Source organism: Pseudonocardia hydrocarbonoxydans, from assembly GCF_006539565.1.
GTDB classification, from domain to species: domain Bacteria; phylum Actinomycetota; class Actinomycetes; order Mycobacteriales; family Pseudonocardiaceae; genus Pseudonocardia; species Pseudonocardia hydrocarbonoxydans.
The window spans coordinates 74,479-98,058 of sequence record NZ_BJNG01000036.1 but is presented as its reverse complement, the minus strand read 5'-3'; the positions used below and the strand labels follow the sequence as shown (position 1 = coordinate 98,058).

At 75.1% G+C, this 23,580-nt stretch carries 22 protein-coding genes and 1 pseudogene; 14 read left to right on the top strand and 9 right to left on the bottom strand.

The features are described from left to right. The first annotated feature begins 26 nt into the window (after positions 1–26). A complete protein-coding gene (locus tag PHY01_RS19755; protein ID WP_141280542.1) occupies positions 27–1,331 on the top strand; it encodes a cytochrome P450 in 1,305 nt (434 codons plus the stop codon). Next, positions 1,328–1,693 (top strand): PPOX class F420-dependent oxidoreductase, encoded by a 366-nt coding sequence (locus tag PHY01_RS19750; protein ID WP_141280540.1) that lies wholly within the window; start codon positions 1,328–1,330, stop codon positions 1,691–1,693. The genes PHY01_RS19755 and PHY01_RS19750 overlap by 4 nt, the downstream gene beginning before the upstream one ends. Positions 1,694–1,869: 176 nt before the next feature. Here the strand turns inward: PHY01_RS19750 and PHY01_RS19745 are convergent, their stop codons facing one another. Further along, complete coding sequence (locus PHY01_RS19745; RefSeq protein ID WP_141280538.1) at positions 1,870–2,901, bottom strand: phosphotransferase family protein; 1,032 nt, start codon at positions 2,899–2,901, stop codon at positions 1,870–1,872. 95 nt (positions 2,902–2,996) lie between these two features. On the opposite strand from PHY01_RS19745, the gene PHY01_RS19740 reads away from it, so the two are divergent. Then, complete coding sequence (locus PHY01_RS19740) at positions 2,997–3,479, top strand: SRPBCC family protein (RefSeq protein WP_170183893.1); 483 nt, start codon at positions 2,997–2,999, stop codon at positions 3,477–3,479. Between the two features lie 64 nt (positions 3,480–3,543). Here the strand turns inward: PHY01_RS19740 and PHY01_RS19735 are convergent, their stop codons facing one another. Next, complete coding sequence (locus PHY01_RS19735) at positions 3,544–4,161, bottom strand: DoxX family protein (RefSeq protein ID WP_218030239.1); 618 nt, start codon at positions 4,159–4,161, stop codon at positions 3,544–3,546. A 328-nt stretch (positions 4,162–4,489) separates the two neighbouring features. Here PHY01_RS19735 and PHY01_RS19730 point away from each other — a divergent pair, with 328 nt between their 5' ends. Continuing rightward, the gene (locus PHY01_RS19730) at positions 4,490–5,701 is read left to right on the top strand and encodes a threonine synthase (RefSeq protein ID WP_141280534.1); all 1,212 of its coding nucleotides are present in this window, start codon (positions 4,490–4,492) and stop codon (positions 5,699–5,701) included. On the opposite strand, the gene PHY01_RS19725 is transcribed toward PHY01_RS19730, so the two are convergent. Beyond that, positions 5,698–6,087, bottom strand: a complete 390-nt coding sequence (locus tag PHY01_RS19725; RefSeq protein ID WP_141280532.1) for a hypothetical protein — start codon at positions 6,085–6,087, stop codon at positions 5,698–5,700. The two genes, PHY01_RS19730 and PHY01_RS19725, sit on opposite strands and share 4 nt — an antisense overlap. An 86-nt stretch (positions 6,088–6,173) precedes the next feature. Between PHY01_RS19725 and PHY01_RS19720 the strand changes: the two genes are divergently transcribed. The 3 genes from PHY01_RS19720 to PHY01_RS19710 are packed head-to-tail and all read left to right on the top strand — an operon-like array spanning position 6,174 to position 9,373. Beyond that, the gene (locus tag PHY01_RS19720) at positions 6,174–6,941 is read left to right on the top strand and encodes an ROK family protein (protein ID WP_141280530.1); all 768 of its coding nucleotides are present in this window, start codon (positions 6,174–6,176) and stop codon (positions 6,939–6,941) included. A 19-nt stretch (positions 6,942–6,960) separates the two neighbouring features. Next, positions 6,961–8,598 carry a glucose-6-phosphate isomerase gene (gene pgi, locus PHY01_RS19715; RefSeq protein WP_141280528.1) on the top strand — a complete coding sequence of 546 codons (1,638 nt, stop codon included), beginning with the start codon at positions 6,961–6,963 and terminating at the stop codon, positions 8,596–8,598. 40 nt (positions 8,599–8,638) lie between these two features. Continuing rightward, positions 8,639–9,373 carry a phosphatase PAP2 family protein gene (locus tag PHY01_RS19710; RefSeq protein ID WP_218030237.1) on the top strand — a complete coding sequence of 245 codons (735 nt, stop codon included), beginning with the start codon at positions 8,639–8,641 and terminating at the stop codon, positions 9,371–9,373. Positions 9,374–9,483: 110 nt separating this feature from the next. Here PHY01_RS19710 and PHY01_RS19705 read toward each other — a convergent pair whose 3' ends face one another. Beyond that, a complete protein-coding gene (locus PHY01_RS19705) occupies positions 9,484–10,593 on the bottom strand; it encodes a response regulator transcription factor (RefSeq protein ID WP_218030236.1) in 1,110 nt (369 codons plus the stop codon). 89 nt (positions 10,594–10,682) lie between these two features. Here PHY01_RS19705 and PHY01_RS19700 point away from each other — a divergent pair, with 89 nt between their 5' ends. Then, positions 10,683–11,165: a cupin domain-containing protein gene (locus PHY01_RS19700; protein WP_141280526.1), complete on the top strand. Its 483-nt coding sequence runs from the start codon at positions 10,683–10,685 to the stop codon at positions 11,163–11,165. 5 nt (positions 11,166–11,170) lie between these two features. On the opposite strand, the gene PHY01_RS19695 is transcribed toward PHY01_RS19700, so the two are convergent. Next, positions 11,171–11,953, bottom strand: coding sequence for an Fpg/Nei family DNA glycosylase (locus PHY01_RS19695; RefSeq protein ID WP_141280521.1), 783 nt, complete (start codon positions 11,951–11,953; stop codon positions 11,171–11,173). Between the two features lie 66 nt (positions 11,954–12,019). Between PHY01_RS19695 and PHY01_RS19690 the strand changes: the two genes are divergently transcribed. After that, entirely contained in the window at positions 12,020–13,786 is a 1,767-nt protein-coding gene (locus tag PHY01_RS19690; RefSeq protein ID WP_141280519.1) for an NHL domain-containing thioredoxin family protein, read from the top strand. An 806-nt stretch (positions 13,787–14,592) separates the two neighbouring features. Here PHY01_RS19690 and PHY01_RS28385 read toward each other — a convergent pair. Then, positions 14,593–14,931: pseudogene (locus PHY01_RS28385) on the bottom strand (C40 family peptidase); the annotation flags it as partial. A 394-nt stretch (positions 14,932–15,325) separates the two neighbouring features. Beyond that, positions 15,326–15,931, bottom strand: a complete 606-nt coding sequence (locus PHY01_RS19680; RefSeq protein ID WP_141280515.1) for a DUF1707 SHOCT-like domain-containing protein — start codon at positions 15,929–15,931, stop codon at positions 15,326–15,328. Positions 15,932–16,023: 92 nt separating this feature from the next. Between PHY01_RS19680 and PHY01_RS19675 the strand changes: the two genes are divergently transcribed. The 4 genes from PHY01_RS19675 (at position 16,024) to PHY01_RS19660 (ending at position 20,144) form a co-directional block, all read left to right on the top strand. Further along, entirely contained in the window at positions 16,024–16,509 is a 486-nt protein-coding gene (locus tag PHY01_RS19675) for a hypothetical protein (RefSeq protein ID WP_246086017.1), read from the top strand. 17 nt (positions 16,510–16,526) lie between these two features. Next, a complete protein-coding gene (locus PHY01_RS19670) occupies positions 16,527–17,696 on the top strand; it encodes a CaiB/BaiF CoA transferase family protein (RefSeq protein WP_218030234.1) in 1,170 nt (389 codons plus the stop codon). 32 nt (positions 17,697–17,728) lie between these two features. Next, on the top strand, positions 17,729–18,886 hold the full coding sequence (locus PHY01_RS19665) for an acyl-CoA dehydrogenase family protein (protein ID WP_141280508.1): 1,158 nt from the start codon (positions 17,729–17,731) through the stop codon (positions 18,884–18,886). Positions 18,887–19,046: 160 nt separating this feature from the next. Then, positions 19,047–20,144, top strand: coding sequence for a GNAT family N-acetyltransferase (locus PHY01_RS19660; protein ID WP_141280506.1), 1,098 nt, complete (start codon positions 19,047–19,049; stop codon positions 20,142–20,144). On the opposite strand, the gene PHY01_RS19655 is transcribed toward PHY01_RS19660, so the two are convergent. Beyond that, a complete protein-coding gene (locus PHY01_RS19655) occupies positions 20,141–20,539 on the bottom strand; it encodes a cytochrome c oxidase subunit 4 (RefSeq protein WP_141280504.1) in 399 nt (132 codons plus the stop codon). The two genes, PHY01_RS19660 and PHY01_RS19655, sit on opposite strands and share 4 nt — an antisense overlap. A 24-nt stretch (positions 20,540–20,563) precedes the next feature. Further along, complete coding sequence (ctaC, locus tag PHY01_RS19650) at positions 20,564–21,520, bottom strand: aa3-type cytochrome oxidase subunit II (RefSeq protein ID WP_141280502.1); 957 nt, start codon at positions 21,518–21,520, stop codon at positions 20,564–20,566. Between the two features lie 136 nt (positions 21,521–21,656). Between ctaC and asnB the strand changes: the two genes are divergently transcribed. Continuing rightward, positions 21,657–23,576 (top strand): asparagine synthase (glutamine-hydrolyzing), encoded by a 1,920-nt coding sequence (gene asnB / locus PHY01_RS19645; protein WP_141280500.1) that lies wholly within the window; start codon positions 21,657–21,659, stop codon positions 23,574–23,576. Positions 23,577–23,580: the final 4 nt, after the last annotated feature.

Here is a 23,580-nt window from a genome sequence, read left to right as displayed (position 1 = left end):
CGTCGGTAGGTTATCGGGAGGTCGACATGGTGGTCCGTCAGGCGATCCGCTGGGGGCTGCGCCACGGCATGATCCGCCGCGCCGTCGAGCGCCGCGTCCGGGCCGGCGACCCGACCGCCCGGCTGATGGTCGACCCGGTGATGATCGCCGACCCGTTCCGCCACTACGACGACCTGCGCGAGCGGGGCCGGCTCGTCGACAACGGGATCGTGCTCAACACCGCCCACCACGACGTCGCCACCGCGATCCTGCGCAGCCCCGACTGCGGGGTCGTCGGCGGGCCGAGCGGGCAGGCGCCCGCCGCGCTGCGGGCGCTCGTGCGGGCCGGGGGCCGCGGGCCGCTCGGGCCGGTCACACCGCCGTCGATGCTCTCGGTCGACGCGCCCGACCACACCCGCTACCGCAAGCTCGTGACCAGGGCGTTCAGCGCCCGGGCCGTGGCCGCGCTGCGCACCCGCACCGAGCAGATCGCCGCCGGCCTGCTCGACGACATGCGCGGCCCGCACGCCGACCTCATCGACGACTACGCCGCCCTGCTGCCCGCCACCGTCATCGCGGAGATGCTCGGCGCGCCGGTGGAGATGCGCCGGCAGTTCCTGGAGTGGGGCGCGGGCGGGGCGCTCTCGCTCGACGCCGGGCTGTCCTGGTCGGAGTTCCGCCGCTCGGAGTCCGACCTCACCGCGCTGGCCGACTGGATGCAGGGCCACTTCGCCCACCTGCGGCGCCACCCCGGCGACAACATCCTCTCCGCGCTCGTGCACGCCCACGGCGAGGAGGGCAAGCTCTCCGACGACGAGCTGACCTCGATCGCGATGCTGCTGCTCGCGGCGGGGTTCGAGACCACCGTCAACCTCATCGGCAACGGCGCCGCGCTGCTCACCTCCCACCCCGACCAGCTCGCCCGGCTGCAGGCCGACCCGGCGCTGTGGCCCCGCGCCGTCGACGAGGTGCTGCGGCTGGACTCACCGGTCCAGCGCACCGGCCGCATCGCGCTGCGTCACACCACCGTCGCGGGCGAGCCGCTGCGCGCCGGGCAGGTCGTCGTGATCATGCTCGGCGGCGCCAACCGCGACCCGGCGGTGTTCACCGACCCCGGGGCCTTCGACGTCGGCCGCGCCAACGCGGGCGACCACATCGCCTTCTCCAGCGGCATCCACTACTGCCTGGGCGCCGGGCTCGCGCGGATGGAGGGCGAGGTGGGGCTGCGCGCGCTGTTCGACCGCTTCCCCGAGCTCGCGCCGTCCGGCCCGCCGCACCGGCGGCCCACCCGCGTGCTGCGCGGCTACGACGCGATGCCTGCCCGGCTCACCCCGGCTACCGTCGACGCATGACCCCGCTGGCCGACGCCCGGTTCGTGCAGCTCACGACGTTCCGGCGCGACGGCACCGGGGTGCCGACCCCGGTCTGGATCGTCCCGCTCGACGGCGGCGAGCTCGGCGTCTGGACGATGGCCGGCACCGGCAAGGTCGCGCGCGCCCGCCGCTCCGGCGAGGCGACGCTCGCGGTGTGCGACCGGCGCGGCACCGTCACCGGTCCGACCGTCCCCGCCACCGCACGCGTGCTCGACGACGCGGGCCTGCGCGCCGTCCGCGACGCCGTGCGGCGCAAGTACGGCCTGCTCGGCCGGATCCTCACCGCGGTCACCCAGCGGCGTGGCGCCGGCCCCGCCGCCCTGGCCCTCACCCTCACCTGACCCCCCTCCCCGCGAGTCCCCCTTCTTGCGTCGGCGAGTCCCCGGTTTCCCGCACGCGAGTCCCCCGTTTCCCGCGCGCGAGTCCCCCGCACTCGGGCCGTGGATCGGGGGACTCGGGGACGTGGATCGGGGGACTCGCGGACGGAATCCGGGGGACTCGCGGGGTGGGGTGGGGGTCAGGCGAGCGCGTCGTACGCCGCCTGCGCCTGCGTGTGGAACGCCTCGAGCCGGGCGGCCAGCGCGCCCGCGTCCTCGGCGGAGCCCATGACGCCCCCGGCGTAGCGGCTGTACACCCCGGCCCCGATGCACGACGAGCGCCAGCGGGCGAAGGCGACGTAGAAGTCCAGGTCGGCGACGTCTCGGCCGGAGCGCTCGGCGTAGCGGGCCACCAGCTCCTCGCGCCCGGGCCAGCCCTCGACCATGCTCGGGCCGGCCAGCGTCGCGGGGACGCTGTCGCCGGGCCGGCCCCAGGAGGCGACGAGCCAGCCGAGGTCGGCGAGCGGGTCGCCGAGCGTGGCGAGCTCCCAGTCGAAGACGGCGCGGACCGTCCCGTCCGGGCCGACGGCGAGGTTGCCCAGCCGGAAGTCGCCGTGGGCGATCCGCACCTCCGACGGCGGCAGCGCGGCGGCGCGCGCGGCGAGCCGGTCGTGCGCGGCGTCGATGACGCCCAGGTCGGGCACGTCCGAGGCGTGCACCTGCCGGTGCCAGCGGCGCAGCTGCCGCTCCAGATAGCCGCCGGGACGGCGCAGGTCGCCCAGCCCCACCTCGTCGGGATCGACGGCGTGCAGCGCGGCGAGCACGTCGACCGTGTCCAGACCGGCGGCGTGGCGGGCCGCGGGCTTCAGGCGGTGCCCGGACGCCGCGTCGCCCAGCACGTCGCCCTCCACGAAGCCCATCACGTAGAACCCGGCCCCGATGACGCCCGGGTCGGTGCACAGCGCGACCGGCTCCGCGACCGGCACCGGCGTTCCGTCGAGCGCGACCAGGAACCGCCACTCGCGCTCCATGTCGTGCGCGGTGGCCAGGACCATGCCGGTGGGCGGACGGCGCAGCGCCCACGTCGCACCGGCGGCGTCGGTGACGCGGTAGGTCAGGTTGGAGTGGCCGCCGGAGATCCGCGCGACGGTCAGCGGTCCGTCGGCCACTCCCGGCACCGCGGTCCGGAACCACTCGGCGAGCGGCGCGGCCGGTACGGCGTCGGTCGTCATCTCCCCATCCAAGTGCACGGGCGCGGTTGACGCCCATCGCGCGGCGTGGGTGGATGCACCCCGCACGACCACATCACCGTCGATGGAGGATCCACATGAGCGAGGACCGCAGCCTGCAGGTCAGCGGCACGATCGACGCGCCGCCGGAGAAGGCGTTCGCCCTGCTCGCCGACCCGGGCCGGCACACCGAGCTCGACGGCGCAGGAATGCTGCGCGGCCTCGACTCCGGCGGCCCGGTCACCGCCGTCGGCGACGAGTTCGTCATGCGGATGAACCAGGACGGCATCGGCGACTACGCGATGCGCAGCGAGGTCACCGACTTCGAGCCCGGCCGCCGCATCGCCTGGGCCCCCTCGATCCACCCGCCCGGCTCGCTGGCCCACATCATCGGCGAGCTCGACCCGAGCGGCCACACCTACGGCTGGGAGCTCGAGCCCACCCCCGAGGGCGGCACCCGCGTCACCCACACCTACGACTGGAGCGGGGTCACCGACGAGGGCGCGCTCGCCCTGTACCCCCGGGTGTCCGAGGAGCAGATGGCGGCCAGCATCGAGAGGCTGGGCGAGGCCGCCCGCTGAGCCCCCGTCACCACCGAACCCCGCCGCCGCGGGTCCACCGGCCGGTGGACCCGCGGCGCGTCGGTCAGCGGGGGGTGCGGACGTCCGCGGGGGCGTGCACCCGGGCGCTGCGCCGCGGCAGCGGGGCACCGGCGGTGAGGCCGCCGGGCGGGGTCCACAGGTCGGCCGCGGAGGCCCGGTGGGAGACCGGGGTGCGCGCGGGCGGGGCGTCGGTGCCGCGCGGCCACGCGGACTGCGCGCGGGCCAGCGCCTCGCGGTCCTCCCGCTGCCGGTTGTTGATCAGGTGGTCGACGCTGTAGCGGCCCGGGCCGGACGCGGCGAGCAGCAGGAACCCGGCCCCGATGACGCCGACCAGCTCCCACCCGCCGTCGGCGACGAAGATGCCGTTCTGGGCGTGCACGAACACCGCGGCACCGGCCATGATCACCAGGTTGCAGGCGCTGACGAACGGCGTGAGGGCCCCGGCGATGAGCAGCGCGCTGCCGGCGAACTCGACGACGGTGACGAACGACGCCGACACGATCGCCAGCGGGATGCTCAGCGACTCGAAGCCCTCGGTGGTGCGGCCGATGCCGTTGATGACCATCTTCTGGTAGCCGTGGGCGAACATCACGACCCCGAGCAGCACCCGGGCGATGAGCAGGGCCACGTCGCGCAGCGGCGCGGGCAGGGGACGGTTCATGGGGGAGCCTCCGGAACCCTCGGTGATCAACTTATCTCTTTCGGTGAGGGACGCTAACTCGATGGAGGCGCCCGAACACGCCCGGTCAGAGCATCGGGCGGCGACCATTCGCCCCGGCGCGACGAGCAGTCGGCCCAGCGCCACGAGCGGGTGACCGTACGTGACACGACCGGTTGCCGTGCGTCACGAGCCGCTCGGCGTGACGCACCACACACCGTGAGCCCGACGCCGCCCCCGCGCCACCCGGACGGCCCAGCCCGATCGGCCGGACGGGACCCCGTCGCGGCCCGGTCCCGTCGCCGACGGTGAGTGCGGGCACGCTGACCCGGTGCCTTCGTACTCCACGCTCAGCCACCTCGACTGCTCCCGCGACGGCTCCCGCCACGACGCCGACGCCGTCCAGGGCACCTCCCCGCTCGGCGCCCCGCTGCTGGCCCGATACGACCTCGACCGCGCCGCGCGGCTCGTCGGCCCGGCGCAGATCGCCACGCGCGCCCCCGACCTGTGGCGCTACCACGAGCTGCTCCCGGTGCGCGACGAGCGGCACGTCGTCACCCTCGGCGAGGGCATGACCCCCCTGCTCGACCTCCCCCGCCACGGCGCCCGGCTGGGCGTCCCGCGGCTGCGGATGAAGGACGAGGGGCTGGTCCCGACCGGGGCGTTCAAGGCCCGCGGCGCCGCGGTCGGCGTCTCGCGGGCGGCCGAGCTGGGCGTCACCGGCATCGCCATGCCGACCAACGGCAACGCCGGGGCGGCCTGGGCCTGCTACGCCGCGCGCGCCGGGATGAGCGCCCTGATCGCGATGCCGGTCGACGCGCCGGTCATCACCCGGCGCGAGTGCGTCGTCGCCGGGGCCGAGCTGTACCTGGTCGACGGCCTCATCGGCGACGCCGGCGCGATCGTCGCCGACGCCGTGACCCGGCGCCCGGGCGTCCAGGACACCTCGACGCTGCGCGAGCCCTACCGGCTGGAGGGCAAGAAGACGATGGGCTACGAGATCGTCGAGCAGCTGGGCTGGCGCGCGCCCGACGTCATCCTCTACCCGACCGGCGGCGGCGTCGGCATCATCGCCATCCACAAGGCGCTGCAGGAGATGGCCGAGCTGGGCTGGATGCGCGGCCCGCTCCCCCGGCTGGTGGCGGTGCAGGCCGCGGGCTGCGCCCCGATCGTCGACGCCTTCGACGCCGGGCTCGACGCGGGTGTCACCCCGGCGGACCCGCGCACCGTCGCCTTCGGGATCACGGTGCCGAAGGCGCTGGGCGACTTCCTCGTCCTCGACGCCGTGCGGGCCACCGGCGGCACCGCGCTGGCCGTCACCGACGACGAGCTGCTCGCCGCGCAGGGCGCGCTGGCCCGCGACGAGGGCACCTGGATCTGCCCGGAGGGCGCGGCGTGCATGGCCGCGGTCGGGCGGCTGCGCGAGAGCGGCTGGCTCGACGGCACCGAGGACGTGGTGGTGCTCAACACCGGCAGCGGCCTGATCTACCCCGACACCGTGCCGGTCGACGTCCCGACGCTCCCGCGGGGCGCCCGCCTCTAGCGCGGCAGCACCTCCTTCCACGCCGCGCCCGCCTTCCGGCCGCTGCGGACGTCGAACAGGCCGGTGACGGAGTGCGCCGGCACCGCGCCCAGCGACAGGACCACGGCGAGCGACTGGGTGGCCTCCAGCAGCGACGGTGTCACCGGCGGCGCCCCGTTGGGCCGGACGAAGGTGATCGCGTAGCGCTGCCCGCCCGCGACGAGGCGGCAGCCGCCGCCGAACCAGTGCCACGGCCAGCGGACGTCGGACACCTCCGCCAGCGGCACGGAGAACACCGGACCGTCGTCGGTGACGAAGGCGAGACGACCCTCCCCCGCGGCGAGGACTCCCGGGACGTTGCGCAGGCCGCCGGCCATCCACCAGGCGGGCGTGACGAGTGAGGTCATGGGGTCCATCCCAGCGCGCGGCGGGCGACGCGGGGAGGGTGCTGGTACCACCGGTCCCCGTGGTGGTCCCTGTAGCGTTCGCACCCATGCTCACCCTTGCCATCGACATCGGCGGTTCGGGCCTGAAGGCCACGGTGCTCGACCCCGCGGGCGAGATGACCTCCGAGCGCGTCCGCCGCGAGACCCCCTACCCGTGCACGCCGCCGGTGCTGCTCGAGGAGCTCGACGCACTGGCCGCCACCCAGCCCTCCTACGACCGCGTGTCCGTCGGCTTCCCCGGCGCGATCCGGCGCGGCCGGGTGCGCGAGGTGCCCGCGTTCTCCCGGCGCGGGCCCGGGCTGCCGCCGGATCCCGAGCTGGTGGCGCAGTGGCACGGCTACGAGCTGGAGACCGCGCTGCGCGAGCGGTTCGGGCGCCCGGTGCGGGTGGCCAACGACGCCGACGTGCAGGGCTCGGCCGTCGTGTCCGGGCAGGGGCTGGAGCTGGTGATCACGCTCGGCACCGGGGTCGGCTGCGCGATCTTCTTCGACGGCGTGCTGCTCCCGCACATGGAGCTCTCGCACGGCCGGTTCGGCGAGGGCCTCTCGATCGAGGTGGCGTGCGGGGACAACCAGCGCGAGCAGGTCGGCAAGCACGTCTGGCGCGAGCGCGTCCTCGACGCGCTGCAGGCGCTCGAGGCGATGGTCCTGCCCGACCACGTCTTCATCGGCGGCGGCAACGCCAAGAAGCTCGACCCCGCCACCCTCGGGCCGAACCGCACGATCGTCCCCAACATCTCCGGGCTGCTGGGCGGCATCGCGTTGTGGGAGCGCACCGCCGACGTCGGCGACGCCCCGGCTCCCGCGCGCCCCTGACGGACGGCAGGATGTCGGGGTGGACATCGCCGCAACCCCCGAGTGGGCCGCCCTGACCCAGCACCACGCCGCCGTCGCCCGGACCCACCTGCGCGACCTGTTCGACGACGACCCCGGGCGGGCTGCGGCGTTCACGGCCACCGGTGCCGACCTCGTGCTCGACTACTCCAAGCACCGCATCACCGGCGAGACCATGGGCCTGCTGACGGCGCTGGCCCGGGCCGCGGGCCTGCCCGAGCGCACCGACGCGATGTTCGCGGGCGAGCACATCAACACCAGCGAGGACCGCGCCGTCCTGCACACCGCACTGCGCGCACCGCGCGCCACCGCGCTGGCCGTCGACGCCCAGGACGTGATCGACGACGTCCACGAGGTGCTCGACCGGATGGGCGCCTTCACTGACGCCGTCCGGTCCGGGGAGTGGCTCGGGCACACCGGGCAGCGGATCCGGGCCGTGGTCAACATCGGGATCGGCGGCTCGGACCTGGGCCCGGTGATGGCCTACGAGGCGCTGCGCGACTTCGCCCGGCGCGATCTCCAGATGCGGTTCGTGTCCAACGTCGACCCCACCGACCTCACCGAGGCACTGCTCGACCTCGACCCCGCCACCACCCTGTTCGTCGTCTCCTCCAAGACCTTCACCACGCAGGAGACGCTGACCAACGCGCGCGCCGCGCGCGCCTGGCTGGTCGGAGCGCTCCACGACGAGGCGGCCGTCGCGCGGCACTTCGTGGCCGTCTCGACGAACGCGACCGAGGTCGAGGCCTTCGGCATCGACGCCGCGAACATGTTCGGCTTCTGGGACTGGGTCGGCGGCCGCTACTCCGTCGACTCGGCCATCGGGCTGTCGCTGATGCTCGCGATCGGCCGGGAGCGGTTCGCCGAGTTCCTCGCCGGCATGCACGCGATGGATCGGCACTTCCGTGACGCCCCGCTGGAGCAGAACCTTCCGGTCATCGCCGGGCTGCTCAACATCTGGTACGTCGACTTCTTCGGCGCCGAGACCCACGCTGTGCTCCCCTACAGCCAGTACCTGCACCGGCTGCCCGCCTACCTCCAGCAGCTGACGATGGAGAGCAACGGCAAGTCCGTCCACGAGGACGGCACACCGGTCACGACGATGACCGGCGAGATCTTCTGGGGCGAGCCGGGCACCAACGGCCAGCACGCGTTCTACCAGCTCATCCACCAGGGCACCCGGCTGATCCCGTGCGACTTCATCGGGTTCGCCGAGCCCAACCACGTGCGGTCGGTCGAGGGCACCACCGACATGCACGACCTGTTCATGGCCAACCTGTTCGCCCAGACCTCCGCGCTGGCGTTCGGGAAGACCGCCGAGGAGATCGCCGCCGAGGGCACCCCGCCCGAGCTGGTGCCGCACAAGGTGATGCCGGGCAACCGGCCGAGTTCGACGATCCTGGCGCGCCGGCTCACGCCGTCGGTGCTGGGGCAGCTGATCGCCTTCTACGAGCACGTCACGTTCGTGCAGGGCACGATCTGGGGCATCGACTCGTTCGACCAGTGGGGCGTGGAGCTCGGGAAGGTCCTGGCCCGGCAGCTGGGCCCGACGCTCACCGACCCGTCGCCCGATCTGTCGGCGCTGGACTCCTCCACGGCCGCGCTCGTGGCCCGCTACCGCGAGTGGCGCGGGCGCTGACCGGGAACGCCGGCGACGAGGACGACGGACGAGGACGGCGATGACGCACACCCCGGGGGCGCCGGAGCCCGCCCCGACCGGCGACCCCGCGCCGCCCGCAGGCCTCGACGGCCCCCTGGCCCCCACGGCTCCCCGGCCCGGACGGACCGTGCTGCTGGCGGTGTTGCTGCTGCTCGGCGCCGGGGCGGCGATGTGGGCGGCGCTCGACACCGTCGGCCCCGGCCGGCTCGACGCCCGGTTCCTCGGTGAGGCCGTCGAGTCCCGCTCCGCCGGGCTCAGCACCGTCGCCGTCACGATCACCGAGGTCGGCAACACCTTCGCGATGGCCCTGCTCGCCACGCTGACGGGCCTGTGGTGCTGGGCGCGGGGCCGCCGCGCCGACGCGGTGTTCGTCGTGGGGACGATGGCGGGGGCGGTGCTGCTGTTCCGCGGCATCAAGATCCTGGTCGACCGGCCGCGGCCCCCGGCGCTGACCCAGGTGGTGCGCGAGACCAACGAGTCGCTGCCCTCGGGGCACGCCACGATGTCGATGGTCGTGATCGGGTCGCTGGTGGTGCTGGCCTGGGCCGGGCGCGGCACGGCGGGCCGGGTCGCGATGGTGCTCGCCGGCGCGCTCTGGGTCGGGGCCGTCGGGTCGACGCGGGTCTACCTGGGCGTGCACTGGTTCAGCGACGTGCTCATCGGCTGGCTGCTGGGTGCTGCGTGGCTCGCGGCCTGCGCCGCGACGTGGACCTGGTGGCGGCGGCGGGCGCTGCGGCCGGCCGCCGCGACATGAGGGGCCGGCGCGTCCCGCCGGCACGACCGGCGGGCATGATCGCCGGAAGTGGCCGGCAGGTGCCACCGGCGACACCCGGGCACCACTTCCGGTGATCTCCGGCGCCCGGCTCAGCCGGCCGGTCCGCCGCGCACCGGCCTGCTCCGGGCCACGCGCCCCTCGTTGTCGCGGAACCGCGGCTCGTAGTGGGTGAAGAACACGGCGGCGACGAGGTCGCGCCTGCTCCGCACCCCGGCCTTGTCGAAGATCGACTTCAGGTGCTGCTGCACGGTGTGCGGTGACACCACCAGCTCCCGCGCGATCTGCGCGGTGGAGCTGCCCTGGAGCACCAGCGCGGTGACGTCGCGCTCCCGCTCGGTGAGGCCGTAGGCCGCCATGAGCAGCGGTAGGATCCGGGCGGGGTGCGCCGGCTCGATGATCACCGCGACGCGCCGCTCCCCCGCGGCGTCCATCGGCGCGCCGTGCAGCACGAGCCAGCGGCCGCTGCGGGAGAGCACCCGCGCCATCGCCGTCGTGCCGTCGCCGCGCAGCGCCCGCGCCGCGACCGCCAGCACCGCGGTGGGCAACCGGCCGGCGCCGACGTCGCCGTCGGGCAGGTCGGCGAGCAGGTCGTCGACGCCCGGGGTCGTGGAGTGCGTCTCGAACCGCCCGTCGAGGATCACCAGGCCGGGCGATCCCGGCCCCTCCGGATCGGTGGCCTCCCCGACGAGCAGCGCGCGCCTGGCCCCCTCCGCGAGGCGCGGCGCCACCGCCGTGAGGAACTCCTTCTCGGCCCGGTCGAACATCGGCTCGCCGGGCTCGCGGTAGAGGCCCAGCGCGCCCCAGACCTCGCCGGTGCGCGTGCGCAGGCCCAGGATCAGCTCCTGGTCGCCGCCCATCTCCATGTTCGCCCGCCAGCGCGGGCTTCCGCTCGGGTCGCCGCCGGTCACCTCGTGCAGGGTCGAGATGCCGGCGCCGGAGCGGGTGACGTCGACCAGCTTGTGCACGTCGTCGGAGAGGTACTCGGCCTGGAGCCACTCCTGCGGGAACTCCGGCATGCCGTCGTGGAAGTGGCTGGTCATCAACAGCGACGCCGGGTCCAGGGTGTACCAGCAGGGCGTCCAGTAGAAGGGGACGGCGCCGGAGAGGACGTCGGTGGCCTCCTGCCACAGCGTCACCAGGTCGAGCGGCGCGGCCGCGACGCGGGCGATCCGGTCGGCGGCGCGCTGCAGGTCGGTCACGGCGGCCGACGCTACGCCCGCCGCGGACCGGGCGGGATACCACTTTCCTGGAATGGGCCGGGCCGCCGCGCCGACCTAGCGTTCCCGCCATGACCACAGCCCGAGTCCTCGGACCGCACGACGGCGACTTCTCCGCACTGGGCGGCGTGCGGGACCGTTTCATGATCGACGGCAAGGAGACCGGCGGGAGGTTCGCGCTGGTCCAGCACCTGTTCGAGCCGCGCGCGCTGGCCGCGCCGATGCACCGCCACCGCGACGAGGACGAGTACACCTACGTGCTCACCGGCCGGATCGGCGCGGTGCTCGGTGACGAGGAGCTCGTCGCCGGGCCCGGCGACCTGCTGTTCAAGCCGCGCGACCAGTGGCACACGTTCTGGAACGCCGGCGACGAGCCGGCCTCCTGCCTGGAGCTGATCTCCCCGTCCGGCCTGGAGGACCTGTTCCGGTCCTTCGCCGACCTCACCGCCGGGCCGACGCCCGAGGAGCTCGCCGCGATGGCCGCCCGCTACGGCTGCGACCTCGACTTCGAGGCCACCGGCCCGGTCATGGCCCGCCACGGCGTCACGTTCTGACCGGGTCAGCGCTGCTCGGTCGAGCACCACCAGGTCGAGCGGCCACCGACCGTCCCGTGACGCATCGGCGACCCGCAGCGGGGGCACGCGGCGTCGGCGTGCCGGTACGGGATCACCTCGCCGGTGTGCACGCCCCCGTGCGCGACGGCCGCCTTCAGCGACGCCTCCAGGCAGTCGTGCAGGCGGTCGACCTCGGCCGGCCGCAGCTCGTCGGCGGGGCGCGACGGGCTGATCGAGGCCTGCCACAGCGTCTCGTCGGCGAGCAGGTTGCCGACGCCGGCGAGCACGGTCTGGTCCAGCAGCCGCGCCTTCACCGCGGCGTGCCCGCGCCGGACGCGGGTGCGGAATTCCTCGCGGGTGATCGTCGCGGCGTCCGGGCCGAGCGCGTCGATGTCGGGGTCCAGGCGGACGCGGCCCAGGCGCCGCTTGTCGAACAGCGTCAGCCGGCCGCCGTCGGCGAAGCGGACGGTGAAGCGGTCCCACTCGGGCTTGCGGGGGCCGGGGGCGCGGTGCTCGGGGCCGGTCGGGCCGACCCGCCCGTCCACGATGATCTGCCCGCCCATCCCGAGGTGGATGCCCAGGTGCGGGCCGGTGGACGTCTCGCACCACATCGTCTTCCCCCGCCGGTGCGCCGCGGTCAGCTCACCGCCGACCAGCGCCGCGGCGATCTGGCCGGGCGGGTGCGGGCGGCACACCCAGTCGTCGTTGTCGTCGACCGAGGCGATCTCCCGGTGCAGCGCGTCGCACAGCACGGTGCGGGCGAGCTCCACCTCGGGCAGTTCCGGCATGACCCCATCCTCGCCGGGCGGCGGAACACGCGCGCGGCGGGCGGGGTTGGGCGGCGTGTGGATCGCATGCGGGTACGGGCCCCGGAACTGCTCGGGCGACGCTGGCTCAACACCGGCGGGAAGGACCTCCGCCTCGCCGACCTGCGCGGCAGGATCGTCCTGCTGGACTTCTGGACGTTCTGCTGCGTCAACTGCCTGCACGTCCTCGACGAGCTGCGTGCGCTGGAGGAACGGTTCGCCGACGAGCTCGTGGTCGTCGGGGTGCACTCGCCGAAGTTCGTGCACGAGGCCGACCCGGTCGCCGTCGAGGACGCGGTGGAGCGCTACGGCGTGACCCACCCGGTGCTCGACGACCCCGAGCTGCGCACGTGGGACGCCTACGCCGCCCGCGCGTGGCCGACGCTCGTCGTCGTCGACCCGGCCGGGTACGTCGTCGCGCAGATGGCCGGGGAGGGGCACGCGCACGGGCTCGGGGTCCTCCTCGAGGAGCTGGTGCGGACCCACGCCGGTGCCCTGCGCCGGGGCGAGGGGCCCTACGTCGCGCCGCCGGAGCCGGAGACGGCGCTGCGCTTCCCGGGCAAGGTGATCGCCCTGCCACCCGGGGACGGGCACGACGGCACCTTCCTGGTGTCCGACACCACGCACCACCAGCTCGTGGAGCTCGAACCCGACCTCGTCACCGAGCGGCGGCGGATCGGGTCCGGGGAGCGCGGCGGCCCGTTCTCCGAGCCGCAGGGCCTGCTCCTGCTCGGTGACGACGTGCTGGTCGCCGACTCGGTGAACCACGTGATCCGCCGCGTGCGCCTGTCCGACGGGGCCGTCTCGACCCTGGCCGGCACGGGTGCGCAGCTGCGCACGAGGGTGGAGGTCGGGCAGGCGGCGACCGAGCTGTCGACGCCGTGGGACCTCGCCCTGTGGGACGGGCGCGTCGTCGTCGCGATGGCGGGCACGCACCAGCTGTGGTCGGTCGACCCGGCGACCGGGGAGGCGACCGTGCTGGCCGGCACCACCAACGAGGGCCTACGCGACGGGCCGCCGTCCGAGGCGTTCTTCGCCCAGCCCTCCGGCCTGGCCGTCGCCCCCGACGGCACGCTGTGGATCGCCGACTCCGAGACCTCCGCGCTGCGGTCGATGACCCCGGCCCCCGGCGTCGGGGCGCAGGTGAGCACGGCCGTCGGCCTGGGGCTGTTCGACTTCGGCCACCGCGACGGGGACGCCGCGCAGGCCCTGCTCCAGCACCCGCTCGGGGTGGCCGTGCTGCCCGACGGGTCGGTCGTCGTCGCCGACACCTACAACGGGGCGCTGCGCCGCTACGACCCCGCCACCCGCACGGTGTCCACGCTGGCCACCGGCCTGCGGGAGCCCTCGGACGTCCTCGTCGACGGGGAGACGCTCGTGGTCGTGGAGTCCGCGGCGCACCGGCTGGTGCGGGTGCCGATCCCGGCCTCGACCCGGGTCGACGGGGCGGCGCACCGCGTCCGGCGGACCCGCACCGACCTCTCCCCCGGCCCGCTGGCGCTGCGGATCGAGTTCGTCCCGCCCACCGGGCAGCACCTCGACACCCGCTTCGGCGACCCCACCTCGCTGACGGTCGCCGCGTCGCCCCCCGAGCTGCTGGTGTCCGGGGCGGGCACCTCCCCCGGGCTCGCGCGCGAGCTGGTGCTGGCCGACGGCGGCGAGGGCGTGCTGCAGGTCAGCGTGGCCGCGGCGGCCTGCGACGACGGCGACGGCGTCTTCGCCGCCTGCCACCGCTACCAGCAGGACTGGGGCATCCCGGTGCGCCTGACGCCGGGCGCCCCGGCCGAGCTGGCCCTGCCGCTGCGCAGCGCCTAACCCAGGACCACCAGAGTCCACCGGCCGTCCGGGCCCGGCGCGGCGAGGGCGGTCGCCGTCACGGCCGCCACCTCCCCGGCCGGGACCTCGGTCCGGGAGACCACGGTCAGGTCGTCGGTGACGTCGGCGGTGGTCAGCTCGACCGGGTCGCCGGGGCGCAGCCCGTCGAGCAGGTCGGGCGGCACCTGCAGCACCCGGCCGGTCACCGGGGACGGGCCCCCCGGTCCGGGGTCGGCGGCGGGGACGACGACGTGCCGGTCGCGCGTGGCGACGAGGGTGGCCGGGCCGGCCGGGAGCGGCGACCCGGCCCCGTCCCCGTCCCCGGGATCGGACGACGGGCCGGGGACGGACGGTGGGCGGGGAACGGACGGTGGCGCGAGCCGGACACCGACGGGGCCCCCACCGGGCGGGGCGACGGCGGGCGGGGCGGCCGCGGGCGGGGCGGCTGCGGGCGGGGCGACAGCGGGCGGGTCGACAGCGGGCGGGGCGGCCGCGGGGACCTCCGCGACGGGCGGTGCCTGCACCCCGGCGGGCCGGCGGTCTCCCGACGGCGACGGGCCGGGGAGGACGCTGCGCCGGGCCGCGACGATGTCCCCCACGTCCGCGGGCCCGGCGGCGAGGGCGTCGGGCGACGGCGGACCGGCGGCGCGCACCTCGTCGCCCGGCCCGTCGCCCGGCCCGTCGCCCGGCCCGTCGCGCAGCCCGTCCGGCAGCGGGGCGGGCGGGGCGTCGAACACCTCGGGCAGCGGGACGGGTGCGGGGGCGGGCGCCGGGCGCGGCGGGACGAGCGCGGGGTCACCGAGCGCGGCGGGCCGGGTGGCGCCCAGGTACGCGTCGCCGGGATAGCGGTGGCGGGCCACCTGCACCGGTCGCCCCCGCGACGGCGCGTTGACCATCGCGCCGTCGCCCAGGTAGAGCCCGACGTGGTACACGCGGGCGGGGGTCCCGTAGAACACCAGGTCACCGGGCTGCAGCGGCATCCCGTCGGGCACCCCGGGCCCGGCGTAGAACTGGGTGTGGGCCGTGCGCGGCAGCGCGACACCGGCCACGGCGTAGGCATGGCGGGTGAGCCCGGAGCAGTCGAAACCGGCGTCGCCCGCGGCCGGCCCGTCACCGCCCCACTCGTAGGGCAGGCCGAGCTGCGCCAGTGCCGCCTGCACCGCGACGCCGGCGACCTCCGCCACCCGGTCGGGACGGTCGGGCGGCTGCGCGACCACCGGGACCGAACCCGGGACGATCCCGGCCGGTCCGGCCGCCGGCACCCCGCCGACGACCACGGCCAGCACGAGCGCCCCGAACGCCGCCCGCACGAGCGGCAGCGGTGCGGACCGGCGGCGGTGGCGTCCCCCGCGCCGGCGGGGCGGGGCGGGCGGGTGCGGCACACCGCAGAGCCTCCCCCGGCACCCCGGCCCGCCACATCACACGGACGGTGACGACCCGGACACCCGAACAGGTGAGTTCGGGCAGCCCCCCACCATCATGATCACCACGTGCGGTGCACACCGACCGTCCGTGACCGTCCTGCACCGCACGTGGTGATCATGATGGGAGCTCCTTGCCCCCCGGCCCGATCTCCGGCGTCGCCCGCTTGACGTCGACGCCCCCCAGCAGCGCGAGGCCGGTGATCCGCACCCGTGGCCCGCCGGACCCGGAGCCGGTGCTGTGCCCGGCGAACCCGCCCAGCAGGCCGAACCCGTCGACGACGACGTCGAGGTGGTCGGGCACCGTGATCTCGATGCCGCCGAGGATCGCGACGGCGGTGATCGTGGTGTCCCGGCCGGAGAACCGGGCGTGCCGCAGGTCGAGCCGCACGCCGCCCAGGACCGCCACCGCGGTGTGCCGCGGGGGGACGACCCACTGCCCGGTGCGGTCGCACCCGCTCAGGACCGCGACCGACACCGACGGACCCTCGGCGTCGCCGGGCGCGACCTCCGGCACCGGCCGTCCGACGACCTCCACCGGCAGGTCGCGGGTGAGCGGGGCGAGCTCGCCGTAGGTGCGGGCGGAGTACAGGGTGCCCAGCCGCTCGCCCAGCTCGTCGAGGGTGATCCGGCCGTCGGCCGCCGCCGCGTGCAGCTGCTCGGCGACGCGGTGACGGTCCTGGTCCGACGCCCGGATGTCGTCCGGCTCCTGCGGTGCGGCCACCCCGCCACGGTACCGATCACGGGAATAGGCCGGTCGGAGCAACCGCGGCACCCCGGGGCCGACGGGGCCGGGCCGCGGGGAGGATGCGAAGCGTGCTCCCCACACACCTGTCCCGTTCCCTGGCGGTCGCCGGGCTGCTCGCGCTGACGGCGTGCGGTGCCGCCCCCGCCCCCGCTCCCCCGCCGCCCGCGGCCCACTCCGGGCACGCCGAGGGCGTCGGGCTCTACGCCGTGCAGAGCGGCCCGCTGGGCGTCGTCGCCACCGACGCGCAGGGCCACCTGCTCTACCGCTCCGACGCCGACAGCGCCGACCCGCCCGCCTCGGCCTGCACCGGCGGGTGCACCGACACCTGGATCCCGCTGGTCGTGACCGGCGACGCGGAGCCGGAGCTGCTGGGCGTCGACGAGGCGCTGGTCGGGCGGCTGCCCCGCGCGGAGGGCGACCAGCTCACCCTCGCCGGATGGCCGCTCTACCGCCACCGCGACGACACCGGCGGCCTCTCCGACACCGGGCAGCACGGCGCGGAGGGCACCTGGTTCGCGGTCACGCCGACCGGCGGGAAGGCCGCACCGGCGTAGCCGCTACCGTCGGTCGGGTGACTGGACCGCTGGCCGGGATCACCGTCGTCGCGCTGGAGCAGGCCGTGTCCGCCCCGCTGGCCAGCCGCACCCTCGGCGACCTCGGCGCGCGCGTGATCAAGGTCGAGAACCCGCGCGGGGGCGACTTCGCCCGGCACTACGACGACGTGGTGCGCGGCTCGGCCGCGCACTTCGTGTGGGTCAACCGGGGCAAGGAGTCGGTCACCCTCGACCTCAAGGACCCGCGCGGGGTCGACCTGCTGCACCGCCTGCTCGACCGCGCCGACGCCCTGGTCACCAACCTCGCGCCCGGGGCGACCGGGCGGCTGGGCATCGGGCCCGACGAGCTGGCGCGGCGGCACCCGTACGTCGTCGGCGTGGAGATCTCCGGGTACGGGCCGGGCGGGCCGCTGTCGGGCAAGCGCGCCTACGACCTGCTGGTGCAGGCCGAGGCGGGGGCGTGCTCGGTCACCGGCACGCCGGGCGCGCCCGCGAAGGCCGGGCCACCCGTCGCCGACACCTCCAGCGGCCTCTACGCCGCGATCGCCGTGCTGGCCGGGCTGTTCGGACGCCGGGCGGGCGGCGGGGCGGGCGGGTCCACGCACGTCGCCATGTTCGACGTGATGACCGAGCTGATGACCTACCCGCTCACCTACACCCGGCACACCGGCGTGGAGCAGCAGCCGCGCGGGATGGGCTCGCCCGCCGTCGTCCCGTACGGCGCGTTTCCCACCGCCGACGGGCACACCGTCGTGCTCGGCACCACCAACGACGCCGAGTGGCGACGCCTGGCCCGCGACCTGCTCGACCGCCCCGACCTCGCCGACGACCCCCGCTACGCCACCGGCGCGGGCCGCGTCGCGCACCGCGCGGAGCTCGACGCGCTGGTGGCCGACTGGTGCGCCCGCACCGACCTGGCCACGATCCAGGCCGCTGCCGACGCCGCCGGCATCGGCAACTCCCGCCACAACACCACCACCGACGTGCTGGCGCACCCGCACCTGGCCGCCCGAGGGCGCTGGGGCGAGGTCGACACCCCGGGCGGGCCGGTCCCGGCCCTGCTCCCGCCCCTGGGCGAGCGCCTCGACCCGGTCCCCGCACTGGGCGAGCACACCGACGCGGTGCTGCGGGAGCTCGGGGTCCCCGACGCCGAGCTGGCCGCCCTGCGCCCCGACGGCGTCATCTGACGGCGGGCGGTACCGGCCGGTAGGTTGCGCGGATGGACGCTGCTGACCTGGCCGACGTGCTCGCCGCCGTGCGCACCTTCGTGCGCAACGAGGTGGTGCCGATCGAGGAGCAGATCGACCGCGACGACGAGATCCCCGCGTCCGTGATCGCCGCCTGCAAGGACATGGGGCTCTACGGCTTCGCCATCCCGGAGGCCTACGGCGGCCTGGGCCTGACCATGCACGAGGAGGCGCAGCTGGCGTTCGAGCTGGGCTGGACGACCCCGGCGCTGCGCTCGCTGTTCGGCACCAACAACGGCATCGCCGGCCAGGTGCTGATCCAGGGCGGCACCGAGGAGCAGAAGCGGTCGTGGCTGCCCCGGCTGGCCTCGGGCGAGGTGACGGCGGCGTTCGGGCTCACCGAGGCCGACGCCGGATCCGACCCCTCGACGCTGACCACCACCGCCCGCCGCGACGGCACGGGCTGGGTGCTGAACGGCTCCAAGCGCTACATCACCAACGCGATCGTCGCCGACGTCGTCATGGTGTTCGCGCGGACCAACCCCGACGCGGCCGGCAACCGCGGGATCTCCACGTTCCTCGTGCCGGCCGGCACCCCGGGCCTGTCCTGCGGCCCGCGCGACCACAAGATGGGCCAGATGGGCACCTGGACCTCGGATGTGTTCCTCGACGACGTCCGCGTCCCGGCCGAGGCGCTCGTCGGCGGCGAGGACGGGCTCGACGTCGGCTTCCGGACCGCGGCCCGGTGCCTCGCGCACGGGCGGGCGCACATCGCGGCGCTGTGCGTCGGCATGGCGGCGCGGCTGGTGCACGAGTCCGTCGAGTTCGCCCGGACGCGCGAGCAGGGCGGGAAGCCGATCGCGTCGTTCCAGCTGGTCCAGGGGCTGATCGCCGACTCGGTGACCGACCACTACGCCGGCCGCGCCCTGATCCTCGACGTCGCGCGCGCCTACGACGCGGGCACCGACACCGTGCAGGGCCCGTCGGCCGCGAAGTACTTCTGCTCGGAGATGGTGGGCCGGGTGGCCGACCGTGCGGTGCAGGTGCACGGTGGCGCCGGGTACATCCGCGGCGTCGCGGCCGAGCGCTTCTACCGCGACGCCCGGCTGTTCCGGATCTACGAGGGCACCAGCCAGATCCAGCAGGTGATCATCGCGCGGCAGGCGCTGGGCCGGGCCGCCCGCACCTGACCCGCCCGCCGCCGTTCGCACATCCGGAAGCCGTTCGCGCACCCCGTGGCCGTTCGCGCACGGCCGGGCGTGCGCGGACGGCCGGAGGGTGCGCGAGACCGGTGCCGGCACCCGCGCAACCCGCTCGCGGACCCGGCGGGCGGCCCGGCACCCTGGGCCGATGACCGCGCACGAGCTCTCCGACGGCGTCGTCACGCTGCGGGCACCCCGGGCCGCCGACGTCGACGACATGGTCGCGGCAGCGGCCGACCCGGAGTCGACGCGCTGGACGACCATCCCGCCGTCCTACGGCCGCGCCGACGCCGAGGAGCGGGTCGTCTCCGTCGCCGCGTCGTGGCGCGACGGCACCGCCTACCGGTGGGCGGTCGAGTGCGGCGGCCGCTTCGCCGGCAGCCTGGACGTCCACCTCGGGCCGGTGCCCGAGATCGGCTACGTCCTGGCCCCCTGGGCCCGCGGCCAGGGCACGATGACCCGTGCGGTCCGGCTGGCGACGCGCTGGGCGTTCGACCGGGGCCTGCCCGTCGTCCACTGGTGGGCCCACGCGGGCCACCTCGCCTCGTGGCGGGTCGCCCACGCGTGCGGCTTCACCTTCCACGGGGAGCGGCCGCTGTCGATCCCCTACCGCGACGGCCTGCGCGACGGATGGTTCGCCTCCCTGCGCCCCGGCGACGACCCGCGCCCGCGCACGACGTGGTGGCCGGTCCCGGTTCTCGACGGGGACGGCGTCCGGCTGCGGGCCCACACCGACGCCGACGTGGCCCGCATCGTCGAGGCCTGCTCCGACCCGCGCACCCGGAGGTACCTCACCGGCCTGCCCCACCCGTACACGGCGGCCTCGGTGCGGGAGTTCGTCCGCGGGCGGCGGCTCGCCGAGTCGCTCGGGCGGGCCGTCACCTGGGCCGTCGCCGACCGTACCGACGACCGGCTGCTGGCCAACGTGGCGGTCTTCGCCATGACCGGTGGGACCGACCCGGCGGGCGGGGAGGTCGGCTACTGGGCCCACCCCGACGCCCGGGGCCGCGGCGTGGTCACCGAAGCGGTGCGGCTGGCCGTCGACCACGCCTTCCGCCCGGTGGCCGACGGCGGGCTGGGCCGGCGGAGGCTGCGACTCGGGGCGGCGTGGAGCAACGACGCCAGCCGGCAGGTCGCCGAGCGGGCCGGGTTCACCCTGGTCGGCCGGCACCGAGCGAACGCGCTGCTCGGCGACGGCACGTACACCGACGGAGCCTGGTACGACCGCCTGGCGGACGGGACCTAGTGGTCGGCCGGGCGGATGTGGTACTCGAACACCAGGCCGCCGACGGCCATCAGCAGCATGATCCCGGCGATGACCAGCGCCCAGACGTAGAAGAACGCCAGCGAGATGCCGACGAGCGCGGCGCACGCGGCCACCGTGATCGGCCAGTAGCTGCCGGGTGAGAAGAATCCGACGTCACCGGCTCCGTCGGAGACCTCGGCGAACGGGTTGTCCTCGGGGCGCTCCTCCAGCCGGCGCGAGACGAACCGGAAGTAGGTGCCGATGATCAGCGTCAGACCGCCGGTGAGGAACAGCCCGGCGACGCCGACCGGCTCCTGCGCCAGCACCGCGTAGATGATGCCGAGGATGAAGACGGTGACGGTGACGATCTCGAAGAGTCGCGACTCGACCTTCATGTCCGGTTCCCCCTCTTCCCTGTCTCAGTTCCCGGCCGCGACCGCGCCGGACGCCTCGCGCGCGGCCCGATCGGTGTTGAAGGGGAAGGTGGTGGTGGCAGCCGGTTCGCAGTCGACGCCGCAGCCGAGCTCGCCCAGCGCCTCGCCCGCGGTGTAGCCCTCGCCGGTGGCCGGGTTGACCTGGCCCCGCAGCGTCAACCACCGGTCGAACAGCTCTTGGGGCAGGGCACGGACCTCGAAGTTCATCTGCGAGTGGTACGCGCCGCACAGCTCGGCGCAGCGGCCGACGAACGTGCCCTGCTGGTCGATGCGGTCGATCTGCCAGACGTTGTCCTGGTTGTTCTTCTCCGGCATCGGGAACACGTCGCGCTTGAACAGGAATTCCGGCACGTAGAAGCTGTGGATGACGTCGCTCGACGCCTGCGTGAACTCGATGCTCGCCTCGGTCGGCAGCACCAGCAGCGGGATCGTCGCGCTGTCGCCCAGCGTGCTCACCGGCTCGCCGTCGGGGCCCTGCGAGTCGGGGTAGGTGAACTCCCAGTTCCACTGGAACCCGCGGATGTCGATGGCGAGGTCGGGGTCCGGGTTGTCGACGTCGACGTAGTTCTGCACGCTGACGGTGAACCCGAACAGCACGGCCACGATGATCGTCGGGATCACGGTGAACGCGATCTCGACGGGCAGGTTGTACTGCGTCTGCCGCGGCGGCGTGTCGTCGTCGCCCTTCTTCTTGCGGTGGAACGCCACCGCCCAGAACATCGCGCCCCATGTGACGGCGCCGACGACCAGTGCGGCGATCGCCGACCAGGTCCACAGCTCGCGCATCGCGTCGGCCTGTGGCGTGACACCGGCGGGCCATCCGAAACGGATGACGTCCTGTACCGAACATCCGGCGGTCAGCGGCACGATCAGCGCAGCCAGTAGGGCGAGCTTGACCGCCCGCGCCCGGCCCGGGTGCGCTCCGTGGTGTGCTCGGCCCACTGCGCGCCGCCTCCCCTTTTTGCTCAGTGCAGGACGTCCTTCGACCGCGCGTAGAGACTAGCCGAGCGAAGTCCCCGCGCGCCTGTCGGGTGCGTCGCCCGGGTGCGCGGCGTCGGCGTCGGCATACTGACTCGCTGTGTGCGGACTGCTGGGGCTCCTGACCGCCGACTCCGCGGCCCCGGACCGGGTCGGCGCGGTGGGCGCCGCGATGGCCTGCGCCCGGCACCGCGGGCCCGACGAGAGCGGCACCTGGCACGACGCCGACGTCGCGTTCGGCTTCAACCGTCTGTCCATCATCGACATCGAGCACTCCCGCCAGCCCCTGCACTTCGCCGACGGCCGGTACACGATCGTCTTCAACGGCGAGGTCTACAACTACCCGGAGCTGCGCGCGGAGCTCGCCGCCGAGCACGGCGCGGTGTTCGCCACCGAGGGTGACACCGAGGCGGTGGTCGCGGCCTACCACCACTGGGGCCCCGACGTCGTGCGCCGCCTGCGCGGCATGTTCGCCTTCCTCATCTGGGACGCCCGCGAGCGCGTGCTGTTCGGGGCGCGCGACCCGTTCGGCATCAAGCCGCTCTACCTCGCCTCCGGTCCGGCCGGCATCGCGTTCTCCAGCGAGAAGAAGAGCCTGCTGGAGCTGGCCCCGGCGCTCGGGCTGCCGCAGACGGACGGGATCGCCGCCGACGTCGACACGGTCGCGCTGCAGCACTACCTGACGATGCAGTACGTGCCCGAGCCCGCCACGATGCACCGCGGGGTGCGGCGGGTGGAGTCGGGGACCCACGTCACGGTCCGCCCGGGCGGCGAGGTGGAGCACGAGCGCTACTTCACCCCCGTGTTCACCGGCCGCGGCCCCACCGGGCCCGCCCTGCACGCCCGCATCGTCGAGGTCCTGCGCGGGTCGGTGGCCACGCACATGCGCGCCGACGTGACGGTGGGCGCGTTCCTGTCCGGGGGCATCGACTCCACCGCGATCGCGGTGCTCGCCAAGGAGCACAACCCGGACCTGATCACGTTCACGGCGGGGTTCGAGCGGTCGGGCTACTCCGAGGTCGACGTCGCGGCCGAGACGGCGGAGACGATCGGCGTGCGGCACGTCGTGCGCACCGTCAAGCCGGACGAGATGGCGGCCGCGCTGCCCTCGATCGTCTGGTACCTCGACGACCCCGTGGCCGACCCCGCGCTGGTGCCGCTGTGGTTCGTCGCGCGGGAAGCGCGCGAGCACGTGAAGGTCGTGCTGTCCGGGGAGGGCGCCGACGAGCTGTTCGGCGGCTACACGATCTACCGCGAGCCCGCCTCGCTGGCCGCCTTCGAGCGCGTGCCCGGCTCGGTGCGCCGGCTGCTGGGGCGCACCTCGGTGCGGTTGCCGGAGGGCCTGCGCGGCAAGGACCTCATGCGGCGCGGCGCGATCCCGCTGGAGCAGCGCTACTACGGCAACGCCCGCATCTTCCGCGACGACCAGCTCGCCGGGGTGCTGCGCCGCTACGACCCCCGACGCTCGCACACCGACATCACCGAGGCGCACTACCTGGCGTCCCGGCACTGGGACCCCGTCTCGCGGATGCAGCACGTCGACCTGTTCACCTGGCTGCGCGGCGACATCCTGGTCAAGGCCGACAAGATGACGATGGCCAACTCGCTGGAGCTGCGGGTGCCGTTCCTGGACCCCGAGGTGTTCGAGGTGGCCCGCGAGCTGCCGCGCTCGGCCAAGCTCGCGGGCGGCACCACGAAGTACGCGCTGCGCCGCGCGCTGTCGGGGATCGTGCCCCCGCACGTGCTCCACCGTAGGAAGCTGGGCTTCCCGGTGCCCATCCGGCATTGGCTGCGCGACGAGATGTACCCGTGGGCGTGCGAGGTCGTCCGCGACTCGCAGGCCGACCACCTCCTCGACCTGCGCGCCGTCCAGCGCCTCGTCGACGCCCACCGCGACGGCCCGGTCGACCACAGCCGCCGGGTGTGGACGCTGCTCGTGTTCCTGATCTGGCACGGGATCTTCGTGGAGGGCCGGATCCGGCCCGACATCGTCGAGCCGGTGCACCCCGTCCGGATCTAGGTGG